The sequence below is a fragment of the Stenotrophomonas sp. YJH_SMC_69 genome (genome assembly GCF_059370495.1).
This window is the reverse complement of sequence record NZ_JCAFTS010000001.1, coordinates 246,326-271,501: the sequence shown is the minus strand read 5'-3', so window position 1 is coordinate 271,501 and position 25,176 is coordinate 246,326. Positions and strand designations below refer to the sequence as shown.

Below are 25,176 nucleotides of genomic sequence, written 5' to 3'. Positions count from 1 at the left end.
CCGGGGCCGCCGCTTCAATGGTGTAACCCTGAAGTATAGCCGCCACGGACCGCGATCAATGCCCGCGCAGGTCGCGCGGGCGGAAGCCCATCGCCAGCATGGCCACCGCGTAGGTCGCGCCGCCGCCGCCGACCAGCAGCATCAGGCCACCGATACGGTGCCATTTGTCCATGCCGGTGAAGTCGGGGACCCAGTGCAGCAGGGCCAGCAGCACGCCGACCATGGCCACGCAGGCCACCCCCAGCCGCACCAGATAGCCGCCCCAGCCCGGCCGCCGCTGGTAGACGTCGGTCTTGCCCAGCCAGTACCAGAGCAGGCCCAGGTTCAGGTAACTGGACAGCGCACTGGCAATGCCCAGCGCCAGGTGCAGGCCCGGCTGCTTGCCGATCGCCGCCATCACGCCCTGCGCCTTCAGCGCGTCGGGCACCATCACCTGGTACAGCACGGCCAGCAGCGCGAAGTTGAACACCATGTTGGCCACCAGCGCGGCCACGCCGGCACGCACCGGGGTCTTGGTGTCCTGCCGCGCATAGAACGCCGGCAGCACCACTTTCAGCAGCGCGAACGCCGGCAGGCCGAAGCTCAGGCCGTATACCGACAGCGCGGTCATGCGGGTATCGAACGCGGTGAACTGGCGGTACTGGAACAGCGTGGCGATCAGCGGCTCGGCCAGCAGCACCAGGCCCAGCATCGCCGGCACCGAGATCAGCAGGGTCATGCGCAGGCCCCAGTCCAGCGAGCGCGAGAAGCCCTCGCGGTCGGTGCTGACATGGTGGCGGGCCAGCGCCGGCAGGATCACCGTGCCCAGCGCCACGCCGAACACGCCCAGCGGCAGCTCCAGGAAGCGATCGGCCAGCGACAGCCAGGACTGCGAGCCGTCGGTCAGCTTGGCCGCGATGAGGGTATCCAGCAGCAGGTTGATCTGCGCCACCGACGAACCGAACAGGGTCGGCACCATCAGCGTCAGCACCTTGCGCACGCCCGGATGGTTCCAGCCCCAGCGCGGCAGGGTCAGCAGGTTGATGCCCTTCAGCGAGGGCAGCTGGAACAGCAACTGCAGGAGACCGGCCGCCAGCACCGCCCAGCCCAGCGCCAGGATCTGCTTCTCCGGGGTGCCGCCCAGCCGCGGCGCCAGCCACAGCGCACCGGCGATCATGCACAGGTTGAGGATGACCGGGGTCAGCGCCGGCATCGCGAAGCGCTGGAAGCTGTTCAGCGCACCGCCGGCCAGCGCGGTCAGCGACACGAACAGCAGGAACGGGAAGGTCAGGCGGAACAGGTCGACCAGCAGGGTCTGCTTGACCGGGTCGGTATCAGCACCACTTGAGAATGCCACCGCCAGCTGCGGCGCGAAGATCAGCGCCAGGGCGGTGACCAGCATCAGCACCCCGCCCAAGGTGCCGGCGGTCCGGGACATCAGCTCACGCAGTTCGGCGTGGCTGCGGGTCTCCTTCACCTCGGTGAACACCGGCACGAAGGCGGTGGAGAAGGACCCCTCCGCGAACAACCGGCGCAGGAAATTGGGTATCCTGAAGGCAACCCAGAACGCATCGGTAACCGCATTGGTGCCGAACGTGGTAGTGATCACCTGATCCCGGACAAGTCCGAGAACCCGCGAGACCATGGTCATGCTGCTGAACGACAGCAGGCCCCGCAACATCTTCGGTGAACTCACTCAGCGTCCCTCTTGACAATCGACTTGACGTGCATTTCTCGGGCCATCATACTAGCTAGCTTGCTGTTCCCATAACACCGATTTTTTCAGGAAACCACCACCGTGGCCAATATCAAGTCCGCCAAGAAGCGCGCCAAGCAGACCGTCGTGCGCAACGCGCGCAACGTGGCTCAGCGCTCGATGCTGCGCACCGCTGTCAAGAAAGTGATCAAGGCGCTGGACGCCAACGATGCCGCCGGCGCCGAAGCCGCCTTCGCCGTTGCCCAGCCGATCCTGGATCGCTTCAGCGCGCGTGGCCTGATCCACAAGAACAAGGCTGCTCGCCACAAGAGCCGCCTGAACGACCGCATCAAGGCCCTCAAGGCCGCCTGATCCGGCGTTGCCGCCCTGCCCTTCGGGGTTGGGCAGCAGACAAAAGCCCGGCCCCGGCCGGGTTTTTTGTTGCCTGCGATCCCGGGGTCAGATCCCTTTTCCAGCGAAAAAGGGATCTGACCCCAACAACAAAAAACCCGGCCGAAGCCGGGTTTTCCGCATGGAACCACAACGGCATCACTGCGCGTTGCGGGCTTCCAGCTCGTCTTCCTTCTGGCGATCGAAGAAGGCCATGATCCGGCTCATGATCGGGAAGGTACCTTCGCGGCCCAGCGCGGAAACCAGGAACCACGGCTCCTTCCAGCCCAGCTCGGCGACGATCTGCTCGGCCGCGGCCTGCGCCTCGTCTTCGAACATCAGGTCAGCCTTGTTCAGCACCAGCCAGCGCGGCTTGTTCAGCAGCTCCGGATCGTGCTTCTCCAGCTCGCGTTCGATCGCACGCACCTGCTCCACCGGCGAAATGCCCTCCACGCCGCCTTCCATCGGCGAGATATCCACCAGGTGCAGCAGCAGGCGGGTGCGCTGCAGGTGGCGCAGGAACTGCGCACCCAGGCCGGCGCCGTCCGCAGCACCTTCGATCAGGCCCGGAATGTCGGCGATCACGAAGCTGCGGTGGTTCTCCACCTTCACCACGCCCAGGTTCGGGTACAGCGTGGTGAACGGGTAATCGGCCACCTTCGGCGTTGCCGCCGAAACGGCACGGATCAGGGTGCTCTTGCCGGCGTTGGGGAAGCCCAGCAGGCCGACATCGGCCAGCAGCTTCAGCTCCAGCTTCAGCGTGCGCTCTTCGCCCGGCTCGCCTGGCAGCGCCTGGCGCGGCGAGCGGTTGGTCGAGCTCTTGAAGTGCATGTTGCCCAGGCCACCGCGACCGCCCTTGGCCACCAGCAGGCGGTCGCCGTGCTGGGTCAGGTCGCCGATGACTTCATCGGTGGCAACGTTGATGACCACGGTGCCGACCGGCACGGTGATGGTCAGGTCTTCGCCGCCCTTGCCATAGGCCTGGCGGCCCATGCCGTTCTCGCCGCGCTGCGCCTTGAAGATACGCTCATGGCGGAAGTCGACCAGGGTGTTCAGGTTTTCGTCGGCGCGGATGTACACGCTGCCGCCCGCACCGCCGTCGCCGCCGTCCGGGCCGCCGAGCGGAATGAACTTCTCGCGACGGAAGCCAATGCAGCCGTTGCCGCCGTTGCCGGCGAACACTTCGATTTCTGCTTCGTCTACCAGTTTCATTGTTTCGATGCCTGCGATGGGCGCGACCTGTTGGCCGCCACCTTGAATGTCATGCCGGCCGCGGGCCGGCAACCCGGCCCAGCCGGTCTTGCTTCAACTCTAACGAAAAGCCCCGCCGAAGCGGGGCTCTCCATGCAGCGTGCTCTTCATCCAGCACGGCCATGCCGCGGCACGGGTGCCGGCGATGCCTGGATCAGGCGTCGGCCGAGACGATGCTGACGGTGCGACGCTTCTTGGCGCCCTTGACCGAGAACTCCACCTTGCCGTCCACGAGGGCGAACAGGGTGTGGTCACGGCCCAGGCCAACGCCGGTGCCCGGGTGGAACTGGGTGCCGCGCTGACGCACGATGATGTTGCCGGCTTCGATGGCCTGGCCGCCGAAGATCTTGACGCCCAGGTACTTCGGGTTGGAGTCGCGACCGTTGCGCGAGGAGCCTACGCCCTTTTTATGTGCCATGACTGCTTCTCCTGATGCTTAGCCGGCGATGCCGGTGATCTCGATTTCGGTGTAGTACTGACGGTGACCCTGACGCTTCATGTGGTGCTTGCGGCGACGGAACTTGATGATCCGGACCTTGTCAGCACGACCCTGGGACAGGACCTTGGCGGTGACGGCAGCGCCCTTCAGCGCATCGCCCAGCTTCACGCCGTCGCTGTCACCCAGCATCAGGATGTTGTCAAACTTGATCTCGCTGCCGACTTCGACTTCGAGCTTTTCAATGCGGAGCTTTTCGCCCTGCGCCACGCGGTATTGCTTACCGCCGGTGACCAGTACTGCGTACATGACCAGGCCTTCCTCTGTAGTTATTGTGGTCTGAGCTGCCGCCATCGAGGGCGGACAGGAGCGGAATTGTACGCAGATCAGCGGGCGCGGGTCAAGTCAACCCCCGAATGCCGCGGGAGGACGGCTCCGGAACGGGGTCAGATCCCTTTTCACCCCGTGAAAAGGGATCTGACCCCTGCCTGACGGCCTGTCTCACCAGATGAGACATCGGGCTGGCATTGTCGCCCATTGCCCCCATCTGGTCACCTCGGTAGGCTGACCGATTGCCGTTCCCTGCTGGCCCGGCACCCAGCCAACGCCCCCACAACCGGATCCCCCATGGCGATGGATTTCATCCGCATCCGCGGCGCGCGGACGCACAACCTGAAGAACCTCGACCTCGACCTGCCCCGCGACAAGCTGATCGTGATCACCGGCCTGTCCGGCTCGGGCAAGTCCTCGCTGGCGTTCGACACCATCTATGCAGAAGGCCAGCGCCGCTATGTCGAGTCGCTGTCGGCCTATGCGCGCCAGTTCCTGAGCGTGATGGAAAAGCCGGACCTGGACCACATCGAGGGCCTGTCCCCGGCGATCTCGATCGAGCAGAAGTCGACCTCGCACAACCCGCGTTCGACGGTCGGCACGATCACCGAGATCTACGACTACCTGCGCCTGCTGTACGCCCGCGTCGGCACCCCGCGCTGCCCGGACCACGGCTATCCGCTGGAGGCGCAGACGGTCAGCCAGATGGTCGACCAGGTGCTGACCCTGGACCCGGAACAGCGCTACATGCTGCTGGCCCCGGTCATCCGCGACCGCAAGGGCGAGCATGCCCAGGTGTTCGACCAGCTGCGCGCGCAGGGTTTCGTGCGCGTGCGCGTGGACGGCGAGCTGCATGAAATCGATGCGGTGCCGCCGCTGGCGCTGCGCCAGAAGCACACCATCGAGGCGGTGATCGACCGCTTCCGCCCGCGCGAGGACATCAAGCAGCGCCTGGCCGAGAGCTTCGAAACCGCGCTGAAGCTGGGCGACGGCATGGCCTCGGTGCAGAGCCTGGACAGTGCCGACGCTTCGCCGACGCTGTTCTCCTCCAAGTACTCCTGTCCGGTCTGCGATTACTCGCTGCCGGAGCTGGAACCGCGCCTGTTCTCGTTCAACGCACCGATGGGCGCGTGCCCCGGCTGCGACGGCCTGGGCATGGCCGAATTCTTCGATCCTTCGCGCGTGGTGGTGCATCCCGAGCTGTCGCTGGCCGCCGGCGCGGTGCGCGGCTGGGACCGTCGCAACGCCTATTACTTCCAGCTGATCGCCTCGCTGGCCAAGCACTACCGGTTCGACGTCGACGCGGCATGGAACTCGCTGCCGCAGAACGTGCAGCAGGCCGTGCTGTACGGCAGCGGCGATGAGGCGATCACCTTCACCTACTTCACCGAAGCCGGTGGCCGCACCCAGCGCAAGCACCGCTTCGAGGGCATCATTCCCAACCTCGAGCGCCGCTACAAGGAAACCGAATCGCCGGCGGTGCGCGAAGAGCTGTCCAAGTACATCAGCGAACAGCCGTGCCCGGAATGCCATGGCGCGCGCCTGAACAAAGCGGCACGCAACGTGTTCGTGGCCGACCGCCCGCTGCCGGAGCTGGTGGTGCTGCCGATCGACGAGGCGCTGAAATTCTTCAGCGAACTGAGCCTGCCGGGCTGGCGTGGCGAGATCGCCGCGAAGATCGTCAAGGAAATCGGTGAGCGCCTGGGCTTCCTGGTCGATGTGGGCCTGGATTACCTGACCCTGGAACGCAAGGCCGACACCCTGTCCGGTGGCGAGGCACAGCGCATCCGCCTGGCCAGCCAGATCGGCGCCGGCCTGGTCGGCGTGATGTACGTGCTCGACGAGCCGTCGATCGGCCTGCACCAGCGCGACAACGAGCGCCTGCTCGGCACCCTCACCCGCCTGCGCGACCTCGGCAACACGGTGATCGTGGTCGAGCATGACGAGGATGCGATCCGCCTGGCCGACTACGTGCTGGACATCGGCCCGGGCGCGGGCGTGCATGGCGGCGAGATCGTCGGCCAGGGCACCCTGCAGGACATCCTGGAGGCACCGCGCTCGCTGACCGGCCAGTACCTGTCGGGCAAGCGCGCGATCGAGATCCCCGCGCGCCGGCACAAGCCGAACCCGAAGATGACCCTGCACCTGCGCGGGGCCAGCGGCAACAACCTCAAGGGTGTGGACCTGGCGATTCCGTCGGGCCTGCTGACCTGCGTGACCGGTGTGTCCGGCTCCGGCAAGTCCACCCTGATCAACGACACCCTGTTCTCGCTGGCCGCCAACGAGATCAACGGTTCCTCGCACCCGATCGCCCCGTACAAGGAGATCGATGGCCTGGACCTGTTCGACAAGGTGGTGGACATCGACCAGTCACCGATCGGCCGCACCCCGCGTTCGAACCCGGCCACCTACACCGGCCTGTTCACCCCCCTGCGCGAACTGTTCGCACAGGTGCCCGAAGCGCGTGCGCGTGGCTATTCGCCGGGCCGTTTCAGCTTCAACGTGCGCGGTGGCCGCTGCGAAGCCTGCCAGGGCGACGGCCTGATCAAGGTGGAGATGCACTTCCTGCCGGACGTGTACGTGCCCTGCGACGTCTGCCATGGCAAGCGCTACAACCGCGAGACGCTCGAGATCCTGTACAAGGGCTTCAACATCAACGACGTGCTGGAAATGACCGTCGAGGATGCACTGAAGCTGTTCGAACCGGTGCCGTCGATCGCACGCAAGCTGGAAACCCTGGTCGACGTCGGCTTGAGCTACATCAAACTGGGCCAGAGCGCGACCACGCTGTCCGGTGGTGAAGCACAGCGCGTGAAGCTGTCCAAGGAACTGTCGCGCCGCGATACCGGCCGCACCCTGTACATCCTCGACGAACCGACCACCGGCCTGCACTTCCACGACATCGAAGCGCTGCTGGGCGTGCTGCACAAGCTGCGCGACGAAGGCAACACGGTGGTGGTGATCGAGCACAACCTGGACGTGATCAAGACCGCCGACTGGATCGTCGACCTGGGTCCGGAAGGCGGCCACCGCGGTGGCACCATCCTGGTCACCGGCACGCCGGAAGACGTGGCGGCCTGTCCGCAGTCGTATACCGGCCAGTTCCTGGCGCGCATGCTGCCGTCCACCAGCGCGCGCCCGGAACAGCCGGCCGCCGTGGCCGACAAGCCCGACGCCCGCCCGCCACGCAAGGTGAAGCCTGAGAAGCCGGCCAAGGTTGCCAAGAAGGCCGCGGCCGCCAAGAGCACCGGCAAGGCCAGCAAGAGCACATCGAAGAAGAAGGACGCCTGATGAGCAGCGAACACAAGATCCTGGCCCGCATCCCGATCAGCGTGCGCTGGCGTGACATGGACAGCATGGGCCACGTCAACAACGCCAAGTACATTTCCTACCTGGAAGAAGCGCGCGTGCGCTGGATGCTGGGCGTGGACGGCGTATCGATGACCGACCGCATCGCACCGGTGGTGGCCGCGACCAACGTCAATTACCGGCTGCCGATCGTGTGGCCCAACGACATACTGGTCGAGCTGTTCGTCGAGCGCCTGGGCAACAGCAGCGTGACCATCGGCCACCGCATCGTCGACCAGCAGGACGCGTCGAAGCTGTATTCCGACGGCAACGTGGTGGTGGTGTGGATGGATACGCAGACCGGCAAGAGCGCGCCGCTGCCGGAGGCGATCCGCAGCGCCTCCACTTGACGCGCCCTGGCAGGTGCCGACCTTGGTCGGCACGCTTTGGCTGCAATGAGGTTGCCGGCCAGCGGCCGGCACTACCGATCCCATTCAATGGACTGACATGATCCACCAGACTGAACTGCGCGACCTGCTGCCCGGCATGGTCCCCTTCCCCACCGACGTCTTTCCCGCTGACCAGGCCTGGCTCGGCCAGCACCTGCTGCCGCTGCTGAAGATTGACCTGGGCGTGCTGCGGCCGGAACTGGCCGGCCAGGTGGCGACGATGCTGTGCCCGATCGAGCCGTACGACGGTTGCATCGGCGAGACCACCGAAGAACACCACAACGATTTCACCGGCACCAACTGGATCGCCTTCGAACTGACCGCCGGCAACGAGATGCGCTTCCTCGGCAATGAGGGCTATTTCATCGGCGAGGCGGTGCAGGACAAGGATGCGCAGGAGCACATCGCGCAGATGCGCGACAGCTACGCCAAGGCCCGCGATTACCATGCCGCGCACGGCCGTCTCGCCTGCTACTCGCGCTACGGCAAGGGTGAGGCCAGCGAACGCGACTACCTGGATACGCTGGGCGGACCGATAGGCTTCGGCAACTGGACCGAGACCGCGGAGATTCCCGCGGCCTTCGAACTGGGCTTCACCGACGCTGCCGATGACCCAAACGCTGCGGACGATGCCGAAACGGTGATCATCACCCGCAACGGCAACAAGTTCTTCGCCGTGGCCGGCGTAGCCGGCTACAACTGGTGCGCCACCGGCGCCGATGCGATCGTGATGCTGTACGAGCCGGAAAGCCGCACCGTGCTGTTCTCGTACGACTGGTCGTAAGGCCCTTTGATCGTGCCGGCCAGCGGCCGGAACTACACGATCCTCTGCGCCACCGGCGCCGACGCGGTCGAGATGCTGTACGAGCCGGAAAGCCGCACCGTGCTGTTCTCGTACGACTGGTCGTAAGGCCCTGTGGTAGTGCCGGCCGCTGGCCGGCATTGCCCGTGCTGCCGGCCAGCGGCCGGCACGACCATCCCGCTACGGCGCAGCCTTGCGTACGGCCAGCGTCGCACTTGCTTCGCCGCCGCCTTCCAGCTGCAGCCGTAGCGGCACCGCCTGCCCCTCCTTCAGCGCGCCCTTGCCCTGCATCAGCATCAGGTGCAGGCCACCGGGCTTGAGCTCGGCACGTGCACCCGGCGCCAGCGGCAGGCGCTCGATCGCGCGCATCCGGCTGACCCCATCCGTGATCGTGGTTTCGTGCAGCGACACATCATTGAAGCTGCTGCTGGTCGCGCCGGTGATCACCACCGCCTTGCCGCAGCCGTTGTGGATGACGCCGTAGCCAGCGGTCATCGGCATTGCCGGATTCGGTGGCAACCGCGCCCAGCCCTGATCCACCGTGACGCAGCCCGATTCCGCCGCCGAGGCCGATGCTGCGGCCGCACACAGAAGCCACAGTACGCCAACGAATGGTTTGGTTATCATCGCCCAGGTTCCTTCTTCGCAACGAGACCGCAGCATGACGACGCTCATCGAGGTGATCAACCATGGCCCCATCCGCGAACTGCGCCTGGCGCGGCCGCCGGTCAACGCACTGGACACCGACCTGTGCCGGCAGTTGATCCATGCCATCGAGCTGGCCATGGCCGAAGACGCGCACGGCATCGTGCTGTCGGGCAGCGAGCGCATCTTCACCGGCGGCATGGACGTGCCGCACCTGCTCTCGCATGGCGATGACAAGCACAAGCTGCTGGACACCTGGAACGCCTTCTTTGGCGCCGTACGCACGCTGGCCGAGAGCCGCATCCCGGTGGTCGCGGCGATCACCGGCCACGCCCCGGCGGGCGGCTGCGTGCTGGCCCTGTGCTGCGACTACCGGGTGATGGCCCGCAGCGCCGATCCGTCGCGGCCATATGCCATCGGCCTGAACGAGGTGCAGGTGGGCCTGATCGCGCCGGAGGGCATCCAGCGCCTGCTGCGCCGTGCGGTGGGCGTGCACCGCGCCGGCGTGCTGCTGACCACCGGTTCGCTGGTACCGGCCGAACAGGCGGTGCAGATCGGCCTGGTGGATGAGCTGGCAGAGGGGGACCTGGTGGTGGCACGCGCGATTGCCTGGCTGCAGGACCTGCTCAGGCAGCCGCGCCAGCCGATGCTGCTGACCCGCGCCATCGCCCGCGCCGACCTGCACGTGGCGCTGCAGCCGGACCTGATCCAGCTCGACCGTTTCGTCGAGGCCTGGTTCGCCCCGGACGCACAGAACGCCCTGCAGGCCCTGGTAGCCCGGCTGGGCAAATAGCGGTTGCCCCGCCCGGGGTCAGATCCCTTTCGCCGGGCGAAAGGGATCTGACCCCTGACCGGTATAATCAGGCCCTCTTTCACTGCTGTGGCCGCCCCCTTGAACGACACGCCCGAACCCGTCGTCTCCGAGCTGATCGACCTGCTCACGCTGGAGCGGCTGGAGGACAACCTGTTCCGCGGGCAGAGCCGCGACATCGGCACCAAGTACGTGTTCGGCGGGCAGGTGCTGGGCCAGGCGCTGGCCGCGGCACAGGCCACGGTCGACAACGGCCGCCACGTGCACTCGCTGCACGCCTATTTCCTGCGCGCCGGCAACATCGACCACCCGATCGTCTACGACGTGGACCGTACCCGCGACGGCGGCAGCTTCTCGGTGCGCCGGGTCACCGCGATCCAGCACGGCAAGGTAATCTTCTTCTGCGCGGCATCGTTCCAGCAGGCCGAGACCGGCGCCGAGCACCAGCACAAGATGCCCGAAGTGCCGCAGCCGGAAGACATCGAACCGAACCGGCCGCTGCCGGCCGAAGTGCTGGAGCGGCTGCCGATCAAGGTGCAGCGCTGGCTGTCGCGCGGCGGCCCGTTCGAATTCCGCCACGTCTACCCGCGCGACGAACTGAACCCGCCCAAGCGCCCGCCCTACCACCAGGTGTGGCTGCGCCTGAGCGAGCCGGTCGGCGATGCTCCGGAACTGCACCAGGCCCTGCTGGCCTATGCCTCGGACTTCCACCTGCTGGGCACGGCGACGTTCCCGCACGGCATCAGCTACTACCACCCGCACGTGCAGATGGCCTCGCTCGACCACGCGATCTGGTTCCACCGCCCGTTCCGTGCCGACGACTGGCTGCTGTACTCGCTGGACAGCCCCAGCGCGCAGGATTCGCGCGGCCTGGCCCGCGGCCAGTTCTTCACCCGCAATGGTGTGCTGGTGGCCAGCACCGCGCAGGAGGGCCTGATCCGCGTGGTTCCCGACCAGGCTGCCGCGGCCGCCGTGCCGGCCAAGGAGTAAACCCATGCGCCAGATCTTCAGCAGCCAGCGCGTGGAAACCGTCGAAGGCGTGGCCGAGCTCCTGCGCGGGCATGGCATCGACGTCAAGGTGACCAACGGGCGCTCGTACAAGACCCGTCGCCGCGGCCAGTTCAGCTATACCGACCTCGGCAACGCCAACACCTACCCGGCGGTATGGATCGTGCGCGCCGACGACCAGCCGCGTGCACGCGAGATCCTGCGTGAGGCACGCCTGCTCGACACCACCCGCCGCGACCATCCGACCGCCGAGTTCGCCTTCCGCGACACGCCGGAACAGGGCAGCGGCGGCCGCAGCTGGGCCTGGCGCATCCGCATCGCCCTGCTGGTGGTGATCGCCGGCGTGGCGCTGGTGATCGGCCTGCGCCATCGCGGTGCCCCGGCCCCGGCAGCACCGGCCCCTGCCCCGCAGGCCCAGCCGCAGCAGGCGCAACCGGCCCCGCAGGCCGCAGCGGAAGAGGAAGAAGTCCGGGTCCGTATCCAGCCATCGAAATAACCCAAGGGTCGTACCCGCCGCTGGCCGGCAACTGCAAAAAGGGGACGGAGGGGATTAAGTCGTTTGTGGCACAAACGACTTAATCCCCTCCGTCCCCTTTTTTGTCAGCACAGGAAGTCGGTCACATTGGGCGCGCGGCTCCGTCATGGGACACAATCCCAGCAGGAGAGCCGCCGCCATGACGACGTTCGCCGCATCGATCGACCAGACCCTGGAACGCGAACTGCCCGCCGCCGCCAGCGGTTGCCAGCATGCCTACGGCCGTATCGTGCTGGCCTGCCAGAACACGGTCACCGCCATCGCCCTGGCCATCACCCGCGACCGCCAGGCCAGCGAGGACATCGCCCAGGAGGCCTTCGTGAAGGGCTGGCAGCAGCTGCACCAGCTGCGCAGCGCGACCAGCTTCCTGCCCTGGCTGCGGCAGATCACCCGCAACCTGGCCCGCGACTGGCTGCGTGCGCAACGCGGCCGGCCGCTGACCGGCGAGGCCGCGGAGGTGGCGATGGGCATGGCCGCCGACCCGGCCCCAGGTGCGGCTGACCGCCTGCAGCGGGTGGAGGAAGAGATCGCCGCCGAGGACATCATCTCCACCCTGCCCGCCGACAGCCGCGAAGTGCTGTTGCTGTACTACCGCGAGGGACAGCGCTCGCAACAGGTCGCCGACCTGCTCGGGCTCAGCGATGCAGCCGTGCGCAAGCGCCTGTCGCGTGCACGTGCCCTGGTGCGCGAAGGCCTGCTGCAGCGCTTCGGTGAATTCGCCCGCAGCAGCGCGCCGAGCGCTGCATTCGCCACCGCCGTGGTGTCGATGGTGCTGGTGGCCGCGCCCGGCACCGCCAGTGCAGCGGTGCTGCTCGGCACCGGCGTCGGCATCGGCGGCAGCAAGCTCGGCCTCGGCGGCGCCAGCGTTGCCGGTGGAACCGCGATGGGCTCGTTGACCGCCACCCTGGGCCAGTTGCATGTGCTGCCGGCCGAAAGCTGGGGGGCGGTGATCGGCGGCGTGGTGGGTGGCGCGATCGGCAGCTACCTCGGCGGGCGCTTCCTGATGTCGTACACCGAAACTGCGGCAGAGCGGGCCGATGTGCGCCGCTTCCTCTACCTCAACATCACCACCGGCATGTTCTGGTGCCTGGCGATCCTGCTGGCTGTGGTGCTGCAGGCACCGGTCTGGACGCAGCTGACGGTGCTGGCGGTCGGGTTGGGCGTGGTCAACTACCAGTGCCTGGTGACGCTGCAGCGGGTGATGGCGCCGATGATCGCGCGCGATTCGGCGCGGCGCGGGCGAACCGGCATCAACTGGAAGTTCGAATCGATGTACGGCCGCACCGCCATCATCGCCATGAACCTGATGGTCATTGCGCTTGTGGCGTACTCGCTGATGCGCAGCGGCCGCTTGTAACGGACAACGCCGGCAGTGCCGCCGGCGTTGTCGTCATCACTGCATTGACCCTCAGCGCTGCGGCTTCGGTGCGCCGCCGTCGCGCGGACCGCCATGGCGCGGGCCACCATGCATCGGGCCCTTGGCCGCATCAAACTCGGCCTTGCTCAGCTGGCCGTCCTTGTTGGTGTCGGCGGCGGCGAACCAGGCATCACGATGCTGCTTCATGCGCAGCTCGCGGTCGGCCTTGTCCAGGTAGCCGTCCTTGTTCAGATCAAGCTGGTCGAAGCGCGCGGCCAGGCGCGGATCGGCCTTGGCTTCCTCGCGGCTGATGCGGTCATCCTTGTTGACGTCCAGCGCGGCCCAGCGCTCACCGCCGTGGCCACGACGGCCATGCTGCCAGCGCGGCAGCTCGTCGCGCGAGAGCTTGCCGTCCTTGTTCTTGTCCAGCTCGTCGAACTTCGCGGCCAGGCGCGGGTTGGCGGCCGCCTCGCTGCGGTCGATCACGCCGTCACCGTTGGTATCCAGCTTGGCCGGGCGCGGTGCCGGCGTGGCCGGGGTGTCGGCCGCCAGCGCGATACCGGATGCGGAGGTGCCAAGCAGCAGGGCCAGCAGCAGGGGGGTACGGATCATGAGGTCACTCCTGGGGATGGGAACAGCGTCGGGGTGATCACTTCACCCTCGGGGGACAACAACGCCCGGGCGCGACGTCGGTTGACGCTACTGCCGATTCCATTCATCCGGCGGACAGTCGCCGCCACTGCGACAACCTGGGGCTATGCTGTGCCCATGGCGATACATGGCGACAGAGACGACGAACTGCGACTTTTCCAGACCGGCGAGCACCCCTGCGGGTACTGGTCGGACCGGGTGGCACGCGACCTGGTGCTGGACCCGAACGACCGCCGCCTCGGCGCGCTCTATCCACTGGCACTGAGCTGGGGCTTCCGCCGCAGCGGCGACCTGGTCTACCGGCCGCATTGCGCGCACTGCCAGGCCTGCGTGGCGGTGCGCATCCCGGTGGCCCGCTTCGCCCCGGACCGCAGCCAGCGCCGCTGTGCCACCCGCAATGACGACCTGGAGGTGCGGATCACCGCCGCCACCGCCCGCGATGACCTGTTCGCGCTGTACCACCGCTACCTCACCCACCGCCATGCCAACGGCGGCATGGACGACCACGGCCCGCACGAGTTCGAGCAGTTCCTGATCGGCAGCTGGTCGCACACCCGCTTCATGGAGATGCGCCTGCCCGGCCACGACGGCCAGCCCAGCCAGCTGCTGGGGGTAGCGGTGACCGACGTCACCGAGCACGGCCTGTCGGCGGTCTACACCTTCTTCGACCCGGACCACGCCACGCGCGGGCTGGGCACCTTCGCGATCCTGCAGCAGATCGAGTGGGCACGCCGCGAGGGCCTGCCGCACGTGTATCTGGGCTACTGGATCCGCGGCCACCAGAAGATGGACTACAAGCGCCGCTTCCATCCGCTGGAAGCCTACGATGGCCGCCGCTGGCACGATTTCGACAAGGATCTGGACGGGCGCTGACAAACCGCTGACACCGGGCCGGGTGCACAATACGGCCCATGAACATGACCCGCCGCCATCCCCTGATCCTCGCCCTGGCCCTGCTCTGCGGCGCCACCGCCCCTGCCTTCGCCACGTCCCCTGCGATGACCGAAAAGCCGTCCGCTGCGCTGCGCCTGGCCACCTACAACACCTCGCTGTACTCCGATGACGCCGGTGGCCTGATCAAGGAGCTGGAAGGCGACAGCGAACACGCGCGCAAGATCGCCGCAGTGCTGCAGCAGGTGCGCCCGGACCTGGTGCTGCTGAACGAATTCGACTTCGACGACGCCCATCGCGCCGCCGACCTGTTCCAGAAGCGCTACCTGGAGGTCGCCCAGCCCGGTGGCGGCAAGCCGCTGCACTTCGCCTACCGCTATCTGGCACCGGTCAACACCGGCGTGCCCAGCGGCCTGGACCTGGACAACAACGGCGTGGTCGGTGGCGAAGGCCGCAGCCGCGGCAACGATGCCTGGGGCTACGGCCTGCACCCGGGCCAGTACGGCATGCTGGTGCTGTCGCGCTACCCGATCGACGAAGCCAGGGTGCGCAGCTTCCAGCTGCTGAAGTGGAGCGCGATGCCGGGCGCGATCCGACCGGTCGATCCACGTACCGGCCAGAGCTTCTACAACGACCATGTGTGGTCGCAGCTGCGCCTGTCGTCGAAGTCGCATTGGGACGTGCCGGTGAAGACCCCGGCCGGCGTGGTGCACGCGCTGGTGTCGCACCCGACCCCGCCGGTGTTCGGCGGCCCGGAAAAGCGCAACGCGGCGCGCAACCATGACGAACTGCGCCTGTGGCAGGAATACCTGTCCAAGGGTGACAAGCCATGGCTGTGCGACGACAAGGGTCAGTGCGGCGGCCTGGCCCAGGACGCGCGCTTCGTGATCCTCGGCGACCTCAACAACGACCCGGTCGATGGCGATGGCCGCCATGAGGCGATCGTCGAACTGATCGAGAACGCCCGCGTGCTGCGCTACCCCACCCCGCGCAGCGTCGGTGGCGAGCAGACCAGCCTGGCCTATGCGGCCAAGGGCATCGAGCGCAAGGGCGCACCGTTCCATGCCACCGGCGATTTCGGCCCGAAGTCCGGCACCATGCGCCTGGACTACGTACTGCCCTCGACCGGTTTCGAATATGTCGGCAGCGGTATCTTCTGGCCGGCCAATGAAAGCCCGGAAGCGAAGATCGCCGACGGCAGCGACCACCACCTGGTGTGGGTGGACGTGCGGTAGAGTCGACGGCCCTGAAAAGGGGACGGAGGGGATTAAGTCGTTTGTGGCACAAACGACTTAATCCCCTCCGTCCCCTTTTTGCTTTACGGGCGCAGTTCGACGCCGATGGCGTCGGCGGCATCTCGCGCGATGGCGCGCGCCTCGTCGATGGTTTCCGCGCGCGCCAGGGTGACACCGACGCGGCGATGGCCATGCACGCTCGGCTTGCCGAACAGGCGTACGGCAGTATCCGGCACCTGCAATGCAGCGGCGACGTTGTTGAAGTACGGCACGCCCTCGCCGTGTGCCAACAGCGCGCACGACGCCGACGGGCCGCTCTGGCGGATCACCGAGATCGGCAGGCCGAGGATGGCGCGCGCATGCAGCGCGAACTCGCTCAACTCCTGCGATACCAGCGTCACCAGGCCGGTGTCGTGCGGGCGCGGCGACACTTCGCTGAACCACACTTCGTCGCCCTTCACGAACAGCTCCACGCCGAACAGGCCCCAGCCGCCGAGGTCATCGGTGATCGCACGTGAGATCTCCTCGGCACGTGCCAGTGCCGCGCTCGACATCGGCTGCGGCTGCCAGCTTTCGCGGTAGTCGCCGTCCTTCTGCAGATGGCCGATCGGCGCACAGAACGAGGTGCCACCGGCATGGCGGACGGTCAGCAGGGTGATCTCGTAATCGAAATCGATGAAGCCTTCGACGATGCAGCGGCCGGCACCGGCGCGGCCACCGGTCTGCGCGTAGTCCCAGGCCGGGGCGATGTCCGCCTCGCTGCGCAGGGTGCTCTGGCCCTTGCCCGAGGACGACATCACCGGCTTGACCACGCACGGCAGGCCGATGGCGGCGACGGCAGCACGGTATTCCGCCTCGGTATCGACGAAGCGGTACGGCGAGGTCGGCAGTCCCAGGGTTTCGGCGGCCAGGCGACGGATGCCTTCGCGATCCATGGTCAGGCGTGCGGCGCGCGCGGTCGGGATCACCCGCAGGCCCTGCTCCTGTTCCAGCTGGACCAGGGTCTCGGTGTGGATGGCCTCGATTTCCGGCACCACCAGGTGCGGCTGCTCCTGGGCGATCAGCGCCCGCAGCGCCATCGCATCGAGCATGTCGATCACGTGCGAGCGGTGCGCGACCTGCATGGCCGGGGCGTCGGCATAGCGATCGGCGGCGATCACCTCCACGCCCAGCCGCTGCAGCTCGATGGCCACCTCCTTGCCGAGTTCGCCCGAGCCCAGCAGCAGCACGCGGGTGGCGGAGGGGGACAACGGCGTTCCAAGCTTGGCCATGGCGGTTCCAGCAGCGATGTGAAGGCGGGAGGGCATTCTAGCTGGCCGGGCACCCTGACCATGGCATCCGACGAACGGTAGTGGACAGGTGATATCACTTTGATATCTTAAATTTGAACCCTCAAGGACGTACCGCCATGAAAGAGAAGTCGCTGTCTTCCCTCAACGGCCTCGGCACGCTGGTCGGCGCCCTGCTCGTCGGCCTCGCCGGCGCCGCCCTGTTCGTGGTGGGCGTGGCAGCCAAGGCCAGCACCGGCTCGCCCAGCCTGCTGCTGATGCTGCTGGGCGCCCTGCTGGTGGCGCTGGGCGTGTTCATCCTGGCCGGTCTGTACACCATCCAGCCCAACCAGGCGGCGGTCCTTAGCCTGTTCGGCAAGTACGTGGGCACGGTGAAGGACAACGGCCTGCGCTGGAACAACCCCTTCTTTGCCAAGCGCCGGGTCAGCCAGCGCGTGCGCAACTTCGAGAGCGGCAAGCTGAAGGTCAACGAGCTGGACGGCAGCCCGATCGAGATCGCCGCGGTGATCGTCTGGCAGGTGGTCGACGCCTCCGAGGCCGTCTACAACGTGGACGACTACGAGAGCTTCGTGCACATCCAGTCCGAATCGGCGCTGCGTGCGATGGCCACCAGCTATCCCTACGACCAGCACGAAGATGGCCAGCTGGCCCTGCGCAGCCATGCCAGCGAGATCTCCCAGCACCTGAAGAACGAGCTGGCCGAACGCCTGGCCGACGCCGGCGTGCAGGTGATCGACGCACGCATCAGCCATCTCGCCTACGCCGCCGAAATCGCCCAGGCGATGCTGCAGCGTCAGCAGGCCAACGCGGTGATCGCCGCACGCACGCGCATCGTGGCCGGTGCGGTGGGCATGGTTGAAATGGCCCTGGCCGAACTGCAGAAGAACGGCGTGGTGCAGCTGGATGAAGAACGCAAGGCGCACATGGTCAGCAACCTGCTGACCGTGCTGTGCTCGGACCGCGGTACCCAGCCGATCGTCAACGCCGGTTCGCTGTACTGAACCACCCTCGCAACGGGGTGCCCCACCACCCCGCCAGGAGCTTGCATGAGTGAGAAGAAAGCCTACCCGCTGCGCATCAATGCCGACGTCCTGGCCGCCGCGCAACGCTGGGCTGACGACGAGCTGCGCAGCCTCAACGCACAGATCGAATACGTGCTGCGCGACGCCCTGCGCAAGGCAGGACGCCTGCCGAAACCCACGCCATCTTCGGGGGACAAGGAATGAGCAAGCGCTGGAGCTACCAGACGATCGAGGTCAAGACGTCCATGATGGGCCAGCTCAAGGCCGAGGACATCCAGAGCGAACTGAGCCGCCAGGGCCAACTGGGCTGGGAGCTGGTCAACATCATCATCCCCGCACCGATGCGCCCGGCGATGCTGGTATTCAAGAAGGAGGCCTGAGCCATGGGTGCCAGCGATCCAAAGCAGTACGAGGTGGCCGAGAGTTCGCCGTTGCGCGTGCTGTGGATCGTGCTGCCCCTGCTCGCCGCCTTCGTGGCCTGCCTGTATGCGCAGCTGTACAAGGCACCGGCCACGGCGCCCTGGATCGAAGTGACGCTGTCGCCGCCCTGGTTCCGGATGGGCGGCAGTGCCGCCTGGAGCCTGCTGGTGATCGCCGCGCTCGGCATCGGGTTGGGCGCGGCGTTCTTCCGCCGCCGGGTGGAACTGGCCGACGACGTGCTGGACGTGCGCTCGACGATGTACCGCCGCCGCGTTCCGGTGGCACAGCTGCGGCTGGACCAGGCCGAGGTGGTCGACCTGCAGCGTGACCGCCGCTATGGCATTCGTTTCAAGACCAATGGCTATGCGATGCCGGGCTTCTATTCCGGCCACTTCCGCCTGCAGGGCGGCGGCAAGGGGTTCGCGCTGGTCACCGACCGCACGCGCGTTCTCGCCCTGCCGGTCAGCGATGGCAGCACGCTGCTGCTCAGCCTGGAGCGGCCGCAGGTGCTGCTGGACGCACTGCGCAAGGTGGCCGCACCGGCGCCTCGGCGGTAAGCTGCGGCGATGCAACGACGCGCGCCCCTGCTGATCAATACCGAGGCCATCGAGCTGTGGCCCGCCCACCTGCTGCGCGCACGAAGCAACCTGGATGCCCGCCTGCTGTCGCAGGCACAGTGGGTGCTGCGGCGCAAGCGCGATGGCCGCTACCTGGCGGCGGTAACGACGCATGGCGTGCATTCGCTGGTGCCACGCCTGCCGCGCGAGCCCGGGGCCGAGGACGCACTGGCGCTGCTCGATGCAGCGGCGGCACGTCCGTTCGGCGCTGCGCTGCAGGAACAGTGGCTGCCGCTGGCCGGGCTGCAGCAACGCCTGCAGCAACTGGGCCTGGATGCACAGCGCTATGCCGACGACAGCGGCCTGCCACTGGAGCCCGAACCGTGCCTGCTGCACTTCGCCGGCCGTGACCGCTTCGGCCGCCCGCTGTGGCTGCGCCGTGGCGCCGCGCAGGGATGGCGGCGGATGCGCCTGCACGCGGCACGGGAGGGCATCGCGCTCGACGCAATTTCCGGATTCCGCAGCCATGCCTACCAGCTGGGCATCTTCGAGCGGAAGCTGGCACGTGGGTTGAGCGTGACGGAGATCCTGAAGGTCAATGCAGCGCCGGGGTTCAGCGAACACCACAGCGGCCACGCGCTGGACATCGGCACACCGGGCGACGCCCCGGCCGAGGAATCATTTGAAGCCACCGACGCGTTCGCCTGGCTGCAGGTGCATGCCGGCGGGCATGGCTTCCATATGAGCTACCCACGCGACAACCCGCACGGCATCGTCTACGAACCCTGGCACTGGTGCTGGAGGCCGGCCAACGGCTGAGCCCCTCGTGGCGCCCGCACGCGGAATGGAACGAGAGAGCGAAGACAAAAGCGGGCCGCTTCGCTCGAAGCCGAGCATGGCTCGGCTCTACAGCAGCTGCCGCGCAACGCCCCCATGTCGTGCCGAGCCATGCTCGGCTGTACCCGGATTGCCGTCACCGCCTCAACGCGTTGATCGCCAGCACCACCCAGCCGGCCATCATGCTGGTGCCACCGATCGGCGCCATCCGCGTCGGCCACTGCCACAGCGCCCCGCCCACCAGGCTGCCTGAAAACAACAGCACACCCAGCAGCAGCACGTACAGCGCCAGGTGTGCGATCGCCCCGTGCGCGCGCGGCCCGAGTGCCACCAGTACCGCACCATGCGCGAACGCGTACAGCGCCGCCATGTTCAGGTGCTGCTGCGCCAGCGGATCGGCCACGCCATGCGAGGCGTAGGCGGACAGGCCGATCGAGGCAGCGGCCAGCAGCGCCCCCAGGCAGGCGAGCAGGGACGGCTTACGTGCACGACGTTCGAGATTGAACATGGGGGCTCCTTGCGCAGCGCCCCTTGCCGGGCGCCGGATCAAAAAAAACGCGCCGCAATGAGCGGCGCGTTTTCGTGTCCAACACTACATGGGTCAGCCGAGGCTTACTTGACGGCCCAGTAGATGTCGTAGGTCGCATCCGGGGTGAACGACTTGTCGATGCCGTCCTTCCAGGTTTCGTACGGGCGGTCGATGACTTCGTTGCCCGAAGTCACGGCCCAGGCACGCAGGCCGTTGCGGGCCACGTCCAGACCCGCCATGTGGCCGGTGTAGGCCGCATGCGCCGAACGGTGCGGAGCAACGTGCACGTACTTGACCGGAGCGCCGCCGTCGATCTTGACGGTCAGCTCGTCGGCAGCAGCACCTTCAGCACCCTTCTTCTTCACCGGCTGGGCGATGTCGAAGGCGTACTTCTCCTGGCCGAAGTCGGTGGTGATGATGCGGAACGGGCCGGCGGCTTCAAGGCCATTGGCCTCCATCACGCGCTTGATCCACTCCTGGTTGTCCTTGATGGACTTGGTGATGGTGTCCTGACCGCGGTCCACGTTGCCGGCGTTGACCACCAGCAGGTTCTCGGCCGGCACTTCAACGATGGCCAGGTCGGTCAGCGGGGCTTCCGGCGTGCGGTAGTCCACGTTCGGCACGGTTGCGAGCATGTTGGCGATGCGCGACAGGCCCAGCTTGATGTCATCGCCGATCTGGCGGCTGACATACAGGCCGGCGTAACGGCCGAACAGGTCGAAGCCGTACTTCACCGAGTAGTCCTGGGTGATCTTGACGTTGCGACCGCCCTTGCCGGTCGGCTCCAGGTTGAAGGTGGTGACCTTGTCGTGACCCTTGGTGGCGTCTTCGATGGCGATCACAACACGCTTGTTCTCTTCGGCTTCGGTGATCTTCCAGGAACCGGTGCCCAGGTCCTTGGAGGTGAAGTCGAGGGTGGCACCGGTACCGGAGGCCGGGCCGGACAGCTTCAGTTCAACGGCGGGATCGCGCAGTACCAGCGGGTTCCAGTCCTTGAAGCGGCGCAGGCTGCTGACCGTGTCGTACACGATCGTCATCTTGCGGTTGGTCTCGATGCTTTCGGTGATGTGACGCTCGCCCGGCAGACATACGCCAATGATGACGAACAGGCCAGCCACGATCCCCAAGGCGATCAGGAACTCGATAATACGGGTCATTCAGAGAGTCTCCGGGGCCGATCCCACGGCCGGGTTGATTGAAGCGAAGCGCCAATCCTAGCAGGCTTCGCGGGCATTGTTTATCGGGATTGGCGCACCGGTTTCCCTGCCGGCTGCGTATTTGTATGGACAAAGAATTCGAAGGGTAACGCATACCGCTACCCGGCAAGTAGGGGGCAACCTTGGCAGGAACCCGTAACTACGACCCAAGTCTTTGTACTTGAACGATTTTCTTCAGACCAGCTGGAGTTCGAATGCCTTCAGTACGGCACGCGTACGGTCGCGCACGCCCAGCTTGGACAGGATGTTGGACACGTGGTTCTTGATGGTGCCTTCGGCCACGCCCAGCGAATTGGCGATCTCCTTGTTGGAGAAGCCGCTGGCCATCAGCCGCAGGATCTCGGTCTCGCGGTCGGTCAGCGGGTCCGGGCGGTCCAGGCTGACGAACTCGTTGCGCATGTGCTCCAGGCCGGACAGCAGGCGCTGGGTCACCGCCGGCTGCACCAGCGAACCGCCGTCGGCCACGGTACGGATGGCACCGACCAGCTGCGCCAGGGTGACATCCTTGAGCAGGTAGCCCTTGGCACCGGCCTTGAGCCCGGCCAGCACCAGCTGGTCATCGTCGAACGTGGTGAGGATGATGGTCGGCGGCAGCTGTTCCTGCCGCGACAGCACCTGCAATGCCTCCAGACCGGACATCACCGGCATGCGCATGTCCATCAGCACCACGTCGGGGCGCACCTGCGGTATCAGCTCGACCGCCTGCCGGCCGTCGCCGGCCTCGGCCACCACCTCGATGCCGTCGTCGAGCGCCAGCAGGGAGCGGATTCCCTGCCGCACCAGGGTTTGGTCGTCGACCAGGCAGACGCGAATCATCAACGCACTCCTTCAGGAACCTTGGTAAGGGCCGCCACCAGCACCGTTGCCGGCACCGTCGCCCGCAGCCGGAAGCCTTCTCCGGGACGGGTTTCGATCTGCAGCTGGCCACCACATTGTTGCAGGCGCTCGCGCATGCCGCGCAAGCCATTGCCTACATTGACCATATCCGCGCCGACGCCGTCGTCGCGGGCCTCCACCACCACCCGGTCGGGGGCTTCACGGTACACCTTGATCCACAGGTGGCGGGCGCCGGCGTGGCGCACCGCGTTGGTAATGATCTCCTGGGTACAGCGCAGCAGCACGTGGGCCCGCTGCGGGTCTTCCACGTTCAACGGATCCTCGATCTCCAGCTGGATGTCCAGCGAGGGCACGTTCTCGGTCAGCGGGCGCAGCGCCGCGGCCAGATCGATCGCGCCGGTCTCGCGCAGCTGGCTGACCACCTCGCGCACATTGCCCAGCAGCAGCTTGGCCAGCGCGTGCGAGCGCTTCACGTGGTCCAGCGCCTGGCCCTCGGCCAGGTGGCCGGCGACCTCCAGGTTCAGGGTCAGCGCGGTCAGCTGGTGGCCCAGCAGGTCGTGCAGCTCGCGCGAAATGCGGGTGCGCTCGTTGACCCGCGCGCTCTCGGCCAGCAGGGCGCGGGTGGCACGCAGCTCCGAATTGAGCCGGCGCTGCTCGTCGCGGGCCTCGGTCTGCTGCCGTGCAACCAGGCTGGTCACGAAGATGAACATGGAGAAGCCGCCGTACAGCAGCGACTGCATCACCGCTTCGAACAGCGGGAAGCGCAGCAGCAGGTAATAGACCGGCGCCACCGCCAGCTGGCTGACCAGCAGCCACAGCACCCCCAGCCGAACCGACAGCATCCACGGAATGACCCCGGCGGCGACCATCATCAGGATGCTGCCCAGGCCCGAACCGCTGAGGAAACTGACCCCCAGCGCCGAGACCGTCAGCAACAGCAGCAGGCCGCGGTCCAGCCAGCTGGTGTGGCTGTCGCTGCGCAGGATACGGGTCAACCAGTAGTAGGCCGTGCCGAAGGACAGGTAGGCGACGAACAACAGGATCGCCCAGCCACCCATGTCACCGCGGCTGTGCAGGTTCTCGAACTGCGAGTACGCCAGGGGCAGGCCGACCATGACCCAGGTGAACAGGCCGGCCAGGCGGAGGACGCGGGTATGGCTGAGGACTCCCAACATGCCAGCACTCTACGGGCCGCGCCTGCGCACCGCACCCCACGGAAGTCATGCCTGCCCGGTCGCCTGTTCATGCCGCAGCCCACCCCGGGCATGCAATAATCGTGCGCAGGGTCCCTTGATGGACCAACCGCGTTACCCCACGGAGTCACAATGTCGATTGTCATCCGCGACGTGCGCGAGCACGAGCTCGATTCCGTCCTGGCTTTGAACAACAACGCTGGCCTGGCCATCCTTCCCCTGGATGCGGCCCGCCTGCGCCTGTTCTATGAAACCGCTGAGTATTTCCGCGTCGCCGAGCGCGACGGCAACCTGGCCGGCTTCCTGATCGGCTTCGGCAGCGACAGCCAGCACGACAGCAGCAATTTCGCCTGGTTCAAGCAGCAGCTGGACACCCCGTTCTTCTATATCGACCGCATCGTGGTCGCCAGCCGCCGTCGTGGCGGTGGCGTCGGGCGTGCGTTCTACGCCGACGCGCAGAGCTTCGCCGAGCTGCGCTACCCGCAGATGACCTGCGAAGTCTTCCTCGACCATGGCGCCGATGCCGCCCTGCTCTTCCACGGCAGCTTCGGCTTCCGCGAGCTGGGCCAGAACACCATGCCGCAGGTCGATGTGCGCGCCAGCATGCTGGCCAAGGAACTGTGCAGCTACCCGTGGGTCCAGGAGACCTACGGCGACAAGCTGCCGGATGTGGCATGGACACGCGCCCGGCAGCTGCCGGCGCAGGCACAGCGGCCGACGGGGACCTGAGCGTGGCGGTGAATTTCGATTACGAACAGGCCGGTGAACTGAAGATCGGCCAGGTGGGCATCGCCAACCTGCGCATCCGTACCCTTGATGTCGAACGCCTCGTGCAGGAAATGCGCGAGCGCGTGACCCGCGCCCCGAAGCTGTTCGGCCGCGCCGCGGTGATCCTCGACTTCGGCGGCCTGAGCCAGGTGCCGGACGTGGCCACCGCGCAGGCGCTGGTCGACGGCCTGCGCAGCGCCGGGGTGCTGCCGGTGGCGCTGGCCTACGGCACCAGCGCGGTCGACCTGCTCTCCCAGCAGCTCGGCCTGCCGCTGCTGGCCAAGTTCCGCGCGCAGTACGAGCGTGCCGAGGGCGAACCGGCCCCGCCGCCGCCCGCACCGGAACCGCGCCGGGCAGCCCGTGCCGAACCGAAGCCAGCTCCGGCGACGCCGGTGGCCAAGGTGGCCGACGCCGCTGCACCGCAGCCGGGCCGCATGCAGCTGGGCAACGTGCGTTCGGGCCAGCAGCTGTACGCGGAAAACTGCGACCTGACCGTGATGGCCACTGTCGGCGCCGGCGCCGAGGTCATCGCCGATGGCAGCATCCATATCTACGGCACCCTGCGCGGCCGCGCGCTGGCAGGGGCCCAGGGCAACACCGCGGCACGCATCTTCTGCCGTGATTTCCATGCGGAACTGGTGGCCATTGCCGGCCACTACAAGGTACTGGACGATGTTCCGGACAACCTGCGCGGCAAGGCCGTCCAGGTGTGGCTGGAACAGGACCAGATCAAGATCGCTGCGCTGGACTGAC

General features: G+C 67.0%; 28 protein-coding genes. 17 read left to right on the top strand and 11 right to left on the bottom strand.

Annotated elements, in window-relative coordinates; all coding sequences use genetic code 11:
• Positions 1 to 55 precede the first annotated feature (55 nt).
• On the bottom strand, positions 56 to 1,660 hold the full coding sequence (gene murJ, locus AC5P8F_RS01320) for a murein biosynthesis integral membrane protein MurJ (protein WP_032956397.1): 1,605 nt from the start codon (positions 1,658 to 1,660) through the stop codon (positions 56 to 58).
• A gap of 117 nt (positions 1,661 to 1,777) precedes the next feature.
• Between murJ and rpsT the strand changes: the two genes are divergently transcribed.
• On the top strand, positions 1,778 to 2,047 hold the full coding sequence (gene rpsT, locus AC5P8F_RS01315) for a 30S ribosomal protein S20 (RefSeq protein ID WP_005408560.1): 270 nt from the start codon (positions 1,778 to 1,780) through the stop codon (positions 2,045 to 2,047).
• Between the two features lie 177 nt (positions 2,048 to 2,224).
• Here rpsT and cgtA read toward each other — a convergent pair whose 3' ends face one another.
• From cgtA to rplU, 3 genes are all read right to left on the bottom strand, one after another.
• On the bottom strand, positions 2,225 to 3,277 hold the full coding sequence (cgtA, locus tag AC5P8F_RS01310) for an Obg family GTPase CgtA (protein WP_014646373.1): 1,053 nt from the start codon (positions 3,275 to 3,277) through the stop codon (positions 2,225 to 2,227).
• A 193-nt stretch (positions 3,278 to 3,470) separates the two neighbouring features.
• Complete coding sequence (gene rpmA / locus AC5P8F_RS01305) at positions 3,471 to 3,734, bottom strand: 50S ribosomal protein L27 (protein WP_005408558.1); 264 nt, start codon at positions 3,732 to 3,734, stop codon at positions 3,471 to 3,473.
• Positions 3,735 to 3,752: 18 nt separating this feature from the next.
• A complete protein-coding gene (gene rplU, locus AC5P8F_RS01300) occupies positions 3,753 to 4,061 on the bottom strand; it encodes a 50S ribosomal protein L21 (protein WP_005408557.1) in 309 nt (102 codons plus the stop codon).
• Between the two features lie 318 nt (positions 4,062 to 4,379).
• Here rplU and uvrA point away from each other — a divergent pair, with 318 nt between their 5' ends.
• From uvrA to AC5P8F_RS01285, 3 genes are all read left to right on the top strand, one after another.
• A complete protein-coding gene (uvrA, locus tag AC5P8F_RS01295; RefSeq protein ID WP_495227560.1) occupies positions 4,380 to 7,373 on the top strand; it encodes an excinuclease ABC subunit UvrA in 2,994 nt (997 codons plus the stop codon).
• Positions 7,373 to 7,780, top strand: coding sequence for an acyl-CoA thioesterase (locus AC5P8F_RS01290; protein ID WP_032956469.1), 408 nt, complete (start codon positions 7,373 to 7,375; stop codon positions 7,778 to 7,780). The genes uvrA and AC5P8F_RS01290 overlap by 1 nt, the downstream gene beginning before the upstream one ends.
• Before the next feature lie 97 nt (positions 7,781 to 7,877).
• Entirely contained in the window at positions 7,878 to 8,603 is a 726-nt protein-coding gene (locus AC5P8F_RS01285) for a hypothetical protein (RefSeq protein ID WP_014646370.1), read from the top strand.
• Positions 8,604 to 8,801: 198 nt separating this feature from the next.
• Here the strand turns inward: AC5P8F_RS01285 and AC5P8F_RS01280 are convergent, their stop codons facing one another.
• On the bottom strand, positions 8,802 to 9,248 hold the full coding sequence (locus AC5P8F_RS01280) for a copper chaperone PCu(A)C (protein ID WP_041863160.1): 447 nt from the start codon (positions 9,246 to 9,248) through the stop codon (positions 8,802 to 8,804).
• Between the two features lie 34 nt (positions 9,249 to 9,282).
• On the opposite strand from AC5P8F_RS01280, the gene AC5P8F_RS01275 reads away from it, so the two are divergent.
• From AC5P8F_RS01275 to AC5P8F_RS01260, 4 genes are all read left to right on the top strand, one after another.
• Positions 9,283 to 10,059 carry an enoyl-CoA hydratase/isomerase family protein gene (locus AC5P8F_RS01275; RefSeq protein ID WP_014646368.1) on the top strand — a complete coding sequence of 259 codons (777 nt, stop codon included), beginning with the start codon at positions 9,283 to 9,285 and terminating at the stop codon, positions 10,057 to 10,059.
• Between the two features lie 87 nt (positions 10,060 to 10,146).
• Positions 10,147 to 11,067, top strand: coding sequence for an acyl-CoA thioesterase II (gene tesB / locus AC5P8F_RS01270; RefSeq protein ID WP_005408551.1), 921 nt, complete (start codon positions 10,147 to 10,149; stop codon positions 11,065 to 11,067).
• Between the two features lie 4 nt (positions 11,068 to 11,071).
• Positions 11,072 to 11,581 (top strand): pathogenicity-like protein, encoded by a 510-nt coding sequence (locus tag AC5P8F_RS01265; protein WP_227863630.1) that lies wholly within the window; start codon positions 11,072 to 11,074, stop codon positions 11,579 to 11,581.
• Positions 11,582 to 11,759: 178 nt separating this feature from the next.
• Positions 11,760 to 12,977 carry an RNA polymerase sigma factor gene (locus AC5P8F_RS01260; protein ID WP_445392237.1) on the top strand — a complete coding sequence of 406 codons (1,218 nt, stop codon included), beginning with the start codon at positions 11,760 to 11,762 and terminating at the stop codon, positions 12,975 to 12,977.
• A 51-nt stretch (positions 12,978 to 13,028) separates the two neighbouring features.
• On the opposite strand, the gene AC5P8F_RS01255 is transcribed toward AC5P8F_RS01260, so the two are convergent.
• Positions 13,029 to 13,589, bottom strand: coding sequence for an EF-hand domain-containing protein (locus tag AC5P8F_RS01255; RefSeq protein WP_126411831.1), 561 nt, complete (start codon positions 13,587 to 13,589; stop codon positions 13,029 to 13,031).
• A 156-nt stretch (positions 13,590 to 13,745) separates the two neighbouring features.
• Between AC5P8F_RS01255 and AC5P8F_RS01250 the strand changes: the two genes are divergently transcribed.
• A complete protein-coding gene (locus AC5P8F_RS01250) occupies positions 13,746 to 14,501 on the top strand; it encodes an arginyltransferase (protein ID WP_100449614.1) in 756 nt (251 codons plus the stop codon).
• Positions 14,502 to 14,539: 38 nt separating this feature from the next.
• A complete protein-coding gene (locus AC5P8F_RS01245) occupies positions 14,540 to 15,754 on the top strand; it encodes an endonuclease/exonuclease/phosphatase family protein (RefSeq protein ID WP_495227559.1) in 1,215 nt (404 codons plus the stop codon).
• Positions 15,755 to 15,837: 83 nt separating this feature from the next.
• On the opposite strand, the gene purT is transcribed toward AC5P8F_RS01245, so the two are convergent.
• A complete protein-coding gene (purT, locus tag AC5P8F_RS01240; RefSeq protein ID WP_495227558.1) occupies positions 15,838 to 17,025 on the bottom strand; it encodes a formate-dependent phosphoribosylglycinamide formyltransferase in 1,188 nt (395 codons plus the stop codon).
• A gap of 137 nt (positions 17,026 to 17,162) precedes the next feature.
• On the opposite strand from purT, the gene AC5P8F_RS01235 reads away from it, so the two are divergent.
• The 5 genes from AC5P8F_RS01235 to AC5P8F_RS01215 are packed head-to-tail and all read left to right on the top strand — an operon-like array spanning position 17,163 to position 19,861.
• A complete protein-coding gene (locus AC5P8F_RS01235) occupies positions 17,163 to 18,044 on the top strand; it encodes an SPFH domain-containing protein (RefSeq protein WP_014646361.1) in 882 nt (293 codons plus the stop codon).
• Positions 18,045 to 18,089: 45 nt separating this feature from the next.
• Positions 18,090 to 18,269 carry a type II toxin-antitoxin system antitoxin gene (locus AC5P8F_RS01230; protein WP_014646360.1) on the top strand — a complete coding sequence of 60 codons (180 nt, stop codon included), beginning with the start codon at positions 18,090 to 18,092 and terminating at the stop codon, positions 18,267 to 18,269.
• A complete protein-coding gene (locus tag AC5P8F_RS01225; protein ID WP_014646359.1) occupies positions 18,266 to 18,445 on the top strand; it encodes a DUF4177 domain-containing protein in 180 nt (59 codons plus the stop codon). The genes AC5P8F_RS01230 and AC5P8F_RS01225 overlap by 4 nt, the downstream gene beginning before the upstream one ends.
• 3 nt (positions 18,446 to 18,448) lie before the next feature.
• Positions 18,449 to 19,042, top strand: a complete 594-nt coding sequence (locus AC5P8F_RS01220) for a PH domain-containing protein (RefSeq protein WP_014646358.1) — start codon at positions 18,449 to 18,451, stop codon at positions 19,040 to 19,042.
• A 9-nt stretch (positions 19,043 to 19,051) separates the two neighbouring features.
• Positions 19,052 to 19,861, top strand: coding sequence for a M15 family metallopeptidase (locus AC5P8F_RS01215; protein WP_495227557.1), 810 nt, complete (start codon positions 19,052 to 19,054; stop codon positions 19,859 to 19,861).
• Between the two features lie 154 nt (positions 19,862 to 20,015).
• On the opposite strand, the gene AC5P8F_RS01210 is transcribed toward AC5P8F_RS01215, so the two are convergent.
• From AC5P8F_RS01210 to AC5P8F_RS01195, 4 genes are all read right to left on the bottom strand, one after another.
• Positions 20,016 to 20,387, bottom strand: coding sequence for a DUF423 domain-containing protein (locus tag AC5P8F_RS01210; RefSeq protein WP_014646356.1), 372 nt, complete (start codon positions 20,385 to 20,387; stop codon positions 20,016 to 20,018).
• 104 nt (positions 20,388 to 20,491) lie between these two features.
• Positions 20,492 to 21,565, bottom strand: a complete 1,074-nt coding sequence (locus AC5P8F_RS01205) for a polyketide cyclase (RefSeq protein ID WP_495227556.1) — start codon at positions 21,563 to 21,565, stop codon at positions 20,492 to 20,494.
• Positions 21,566 to 21,799: 234 nt separating this feature from the next.
• The gene (locus AC5P8F_RS01200) at positions 21,800 to 22,441 is read right to left on the bottom strand and encodes a response regulator (RefSeq protein WP_006424175.1); all 642 of its coding nucleotides are present in this window, start codon (positions 22,439 to 22,441) and stop codon (positions 21,800 to 21,802) included.
• On the bottom strand, positions 22,441 to 23,637 hold the full coding sequence (locus AC5P8F_RS01195; RefSeq protein WP_032961359.1) for a sensor histidine kinase: 1,197 nt from the start codon (positions 23,635 to 23,637) through the stop codon (positions 22,441 to 22,443). Before AC5P8F_RS01195 ends, AC5P8F_RS01200 begins: the two co-directional genes overlap by 1 nt.
• Before the next feature lie 150 nt (positions 23,638 to 23,787).
• On the opposite strand from AC5P8F_RS01195, the gene AC5P8F_RS01190 reads away from it, so the two are divergent.
• Positions 23,788 to 24,384, top strand: coding sequence for a GNAT family N-acetyltransferase (locus tag AC5P8F_RS01190; protein ID WP_014036357.1), 597 nt, complete (start codon positions 23,788 to 23,790; stop codon positions 24,382 to 24,384).
• Positions 24,330 to 25,175 carry a septum site-determining protein MinC gene (minC, locus tag AC5P8F_RS01185; protein ID WP_046429497.1) on the top strand — a complete coding sequence of 282 codons (846 nt, stop codon included), beginning with the start codon at positions 24,330 to 24,332 and terminating at the stop codon, positions 25,173 to 25,175. The genes AC5P8F_RS01190 and minC overlap by 55 nt, the downstream gene beginning before the upstream one ends.
• Position 25,176: the final 1 nt, after the last annotated feature.

What these genes read in the sequence shown, in the direction of transcription:
- AC5P8F_RS01260 (WP_445392237.1), top strand. Translation starts at nt 11,760, where the DNA reads ATGACGACGTTCGCCGCATCGATCGACCAGACCCTGGAACGCGAACTG.
- purT (WP_495227558.1), bottom strand. Translation starts at nt 17,025, where the DNA reads ATGGCCAAGCTTGGAACGCCGTTGTCCCCCTCCGCCACCCGCGTGCTG.
- AC5P8F_RS01285 (WP_014646370.1), top strand. Translation starts at nt 7,878, where the DNA reads ATGATCCACCAGACTGAACTGCGCGACCTGCTGCCCGGCATGGTCCCC.
- AC5P8F_RS01245 (WP_495227559.1), top strand. Translation starts at nt 14,540, where the DNA reads ATGAACATGACCCGCCGCCATCCCCTGATCCTCGCCCTGGCCCTGCTC.
- AC5P8F_RS01205 (WP_495227556.1), bottom strand. Translation starts at nt 21,565, where the DNA reads ATGACCCGTATTATCGAGTTCCTGATCGCCTTGGGGATCGTGGCTGGC.
- AC5P8F_RS01210 (WP_014646356.1), bottom strand. Translation starts at nt 20,387, where the DNA reads ATGTTCAATCTCGAACGTCGTGCACGTAAGCCGTCCCTGCTCGCCTGC.
- AC5P8F_RS01235 (WP_014646361.1), top strand. Translation starts at nt 17,163, where the DNA reads ATGAAAGAGAAGTCGCTGTCTTCCCTCAACGGCCTCGGCACGCTGGTC.
- AC5P8F_RS01290 (WP_032956469.1), top strand. Translation starts at nt 7,373, where the DNA reads ATGAGCAGCGAACACAAGATCCTGGCCCGCATCCCGATCAGCGTGCGC.
- rpmA (WP_005408558.1), bottom strand. Translation starts at nt 3,734, where the DNA reads ATGGCACATAAAAAGGGCGTAGGCTCCTCGCGCAACGGTCGCGACTCC.
- AC5P8F_RS01200 (WP_006424175.1), bottom strand. Translation starts at nt 22,441, where the DNA reads ATGATTCGCGTCTGCCTGGTCGACGACCAAACCCTGGTGCGGCAGGGA.
- AC5P8F_RS01195 (WP_032961359.1), bottom strand. Translation starts at nt 23,637, where the DNA reads ATGTTGGGAGTCCTCAGCCATACCCGCGTCCTCCGCCTGGCCGGCCTG.
- uvrA (WP_495227560.1), top strand. Translation starts at nt 4,380, where the DNA reads ATGGCGATGGATTTCATCCGCATCCGCGGCGCGCGGACGCACAACCTG.
- AC5P8F_RS01230 (WP_014646360.1), top strand. Translation starts at nt 18,090, where the DNA reads ATGAGTGAGAAGAAAGCCTACCCGCTGCGCATCAATGCCGACGTCCTG.
- AC5P8F_RS01255 (WP_126411831.1), bottom strand. Translation starts at nt 13,589, where the DNA reads ATGATCCGTACCCCCCTGCTGCTGGCCCTGCTGCTTGGCACCTCCGCA.
- AC5P8F_RS01275 (WP_014646368.1), top strand. Translation starts at nt 9,283, where the DNA reads ATGACGACGCTCATCGAGGTGATCAACCATGGCCCCATCCGCGAACTG.
- AC5P8F_RS01250 (WP_100449614.1), top strand. Translation starts at nt 13,746, where the DNA reads ATGGCGATACATGGCGACAGAGACGACGAACTGCGACTTTTCCAGACC.
- AC5P8F_RS01225 (WP_014646359.1), top strand. Translation starts at nt 18,266, where the DNA reads ATGAGCAAGCGCTGGAGCTACCAGACGATCGAGGTCAAGACGTCCATG.
- AC5P8F_RS01190 (WP_014036357.1), top strand. Translation starts at nt 23,788, where the DNA reads ATGTCGATTGTCATCCGCGACGTGCGCGAGCACGAGCTCGATTCCGTC.
- cgtA (WP_014646373.1), bottom strand. Translation starts at nt 3,277, where the DNA reads ATGAAACTGGTAGACGAAGCAGAAATCGAAGTGTTCGCCGGCAACGGC.
- AC5P8F_RS01280 (WP_041863160.1), bottom strand. Translation starts at nt 9,248, where the DNA reads ATGATAACCAAACCATTCGTTGGCGTACTGTGGCTTCTGTGTGCGGCC.
- minC (WP_046429497.1), top strand. Translation starts at nt 24,330, where the DNA reads ATGGACACGCGCCCGGCAGCTGCCGGCGCAGGCACAGCGGCCGACGGG.
- AC5P8F_RS01265 (WP_227863630.1), top strand. Translation starts at nt 11,072, where the DNA reads ATGCGCCAGATCTTCAGCAGCCAGCGCGTGGAAACCGTCGAAGGCGTG.
- AC5P8F_RS01220 (WP_014646358.1), top strand. Translation starts at nt 18,449, where the DNA reads ATGGGTGCCAGCGATCCAAAGCAGTACGAGGTGGCCGAGAGTTCGCCG.
- rplU (WP_005408557.1), bottom strand. Translation starts at nt 4,061, where the DNA reads ATGTACGCAGTACTGGTCACCGGCGGTAAGCAATACCGCGTGGCGCAG.
- AC5P8F_RS01215 (WP_495227557.1), top strand. Translation starts at nt 19,052, where the DNA reads ATGCAACGACGCGCGCCCCTGCTGATCAATACCGAGGCCATCGAGCTG.
- murJ (WP_032956397.1), bottom strand. Translation starts at nt 1,660, where the DNA reads ATGTTGCGGGGCCTGCTGTCGTTCAGCAGCATGACCATGGTCTCGCGG.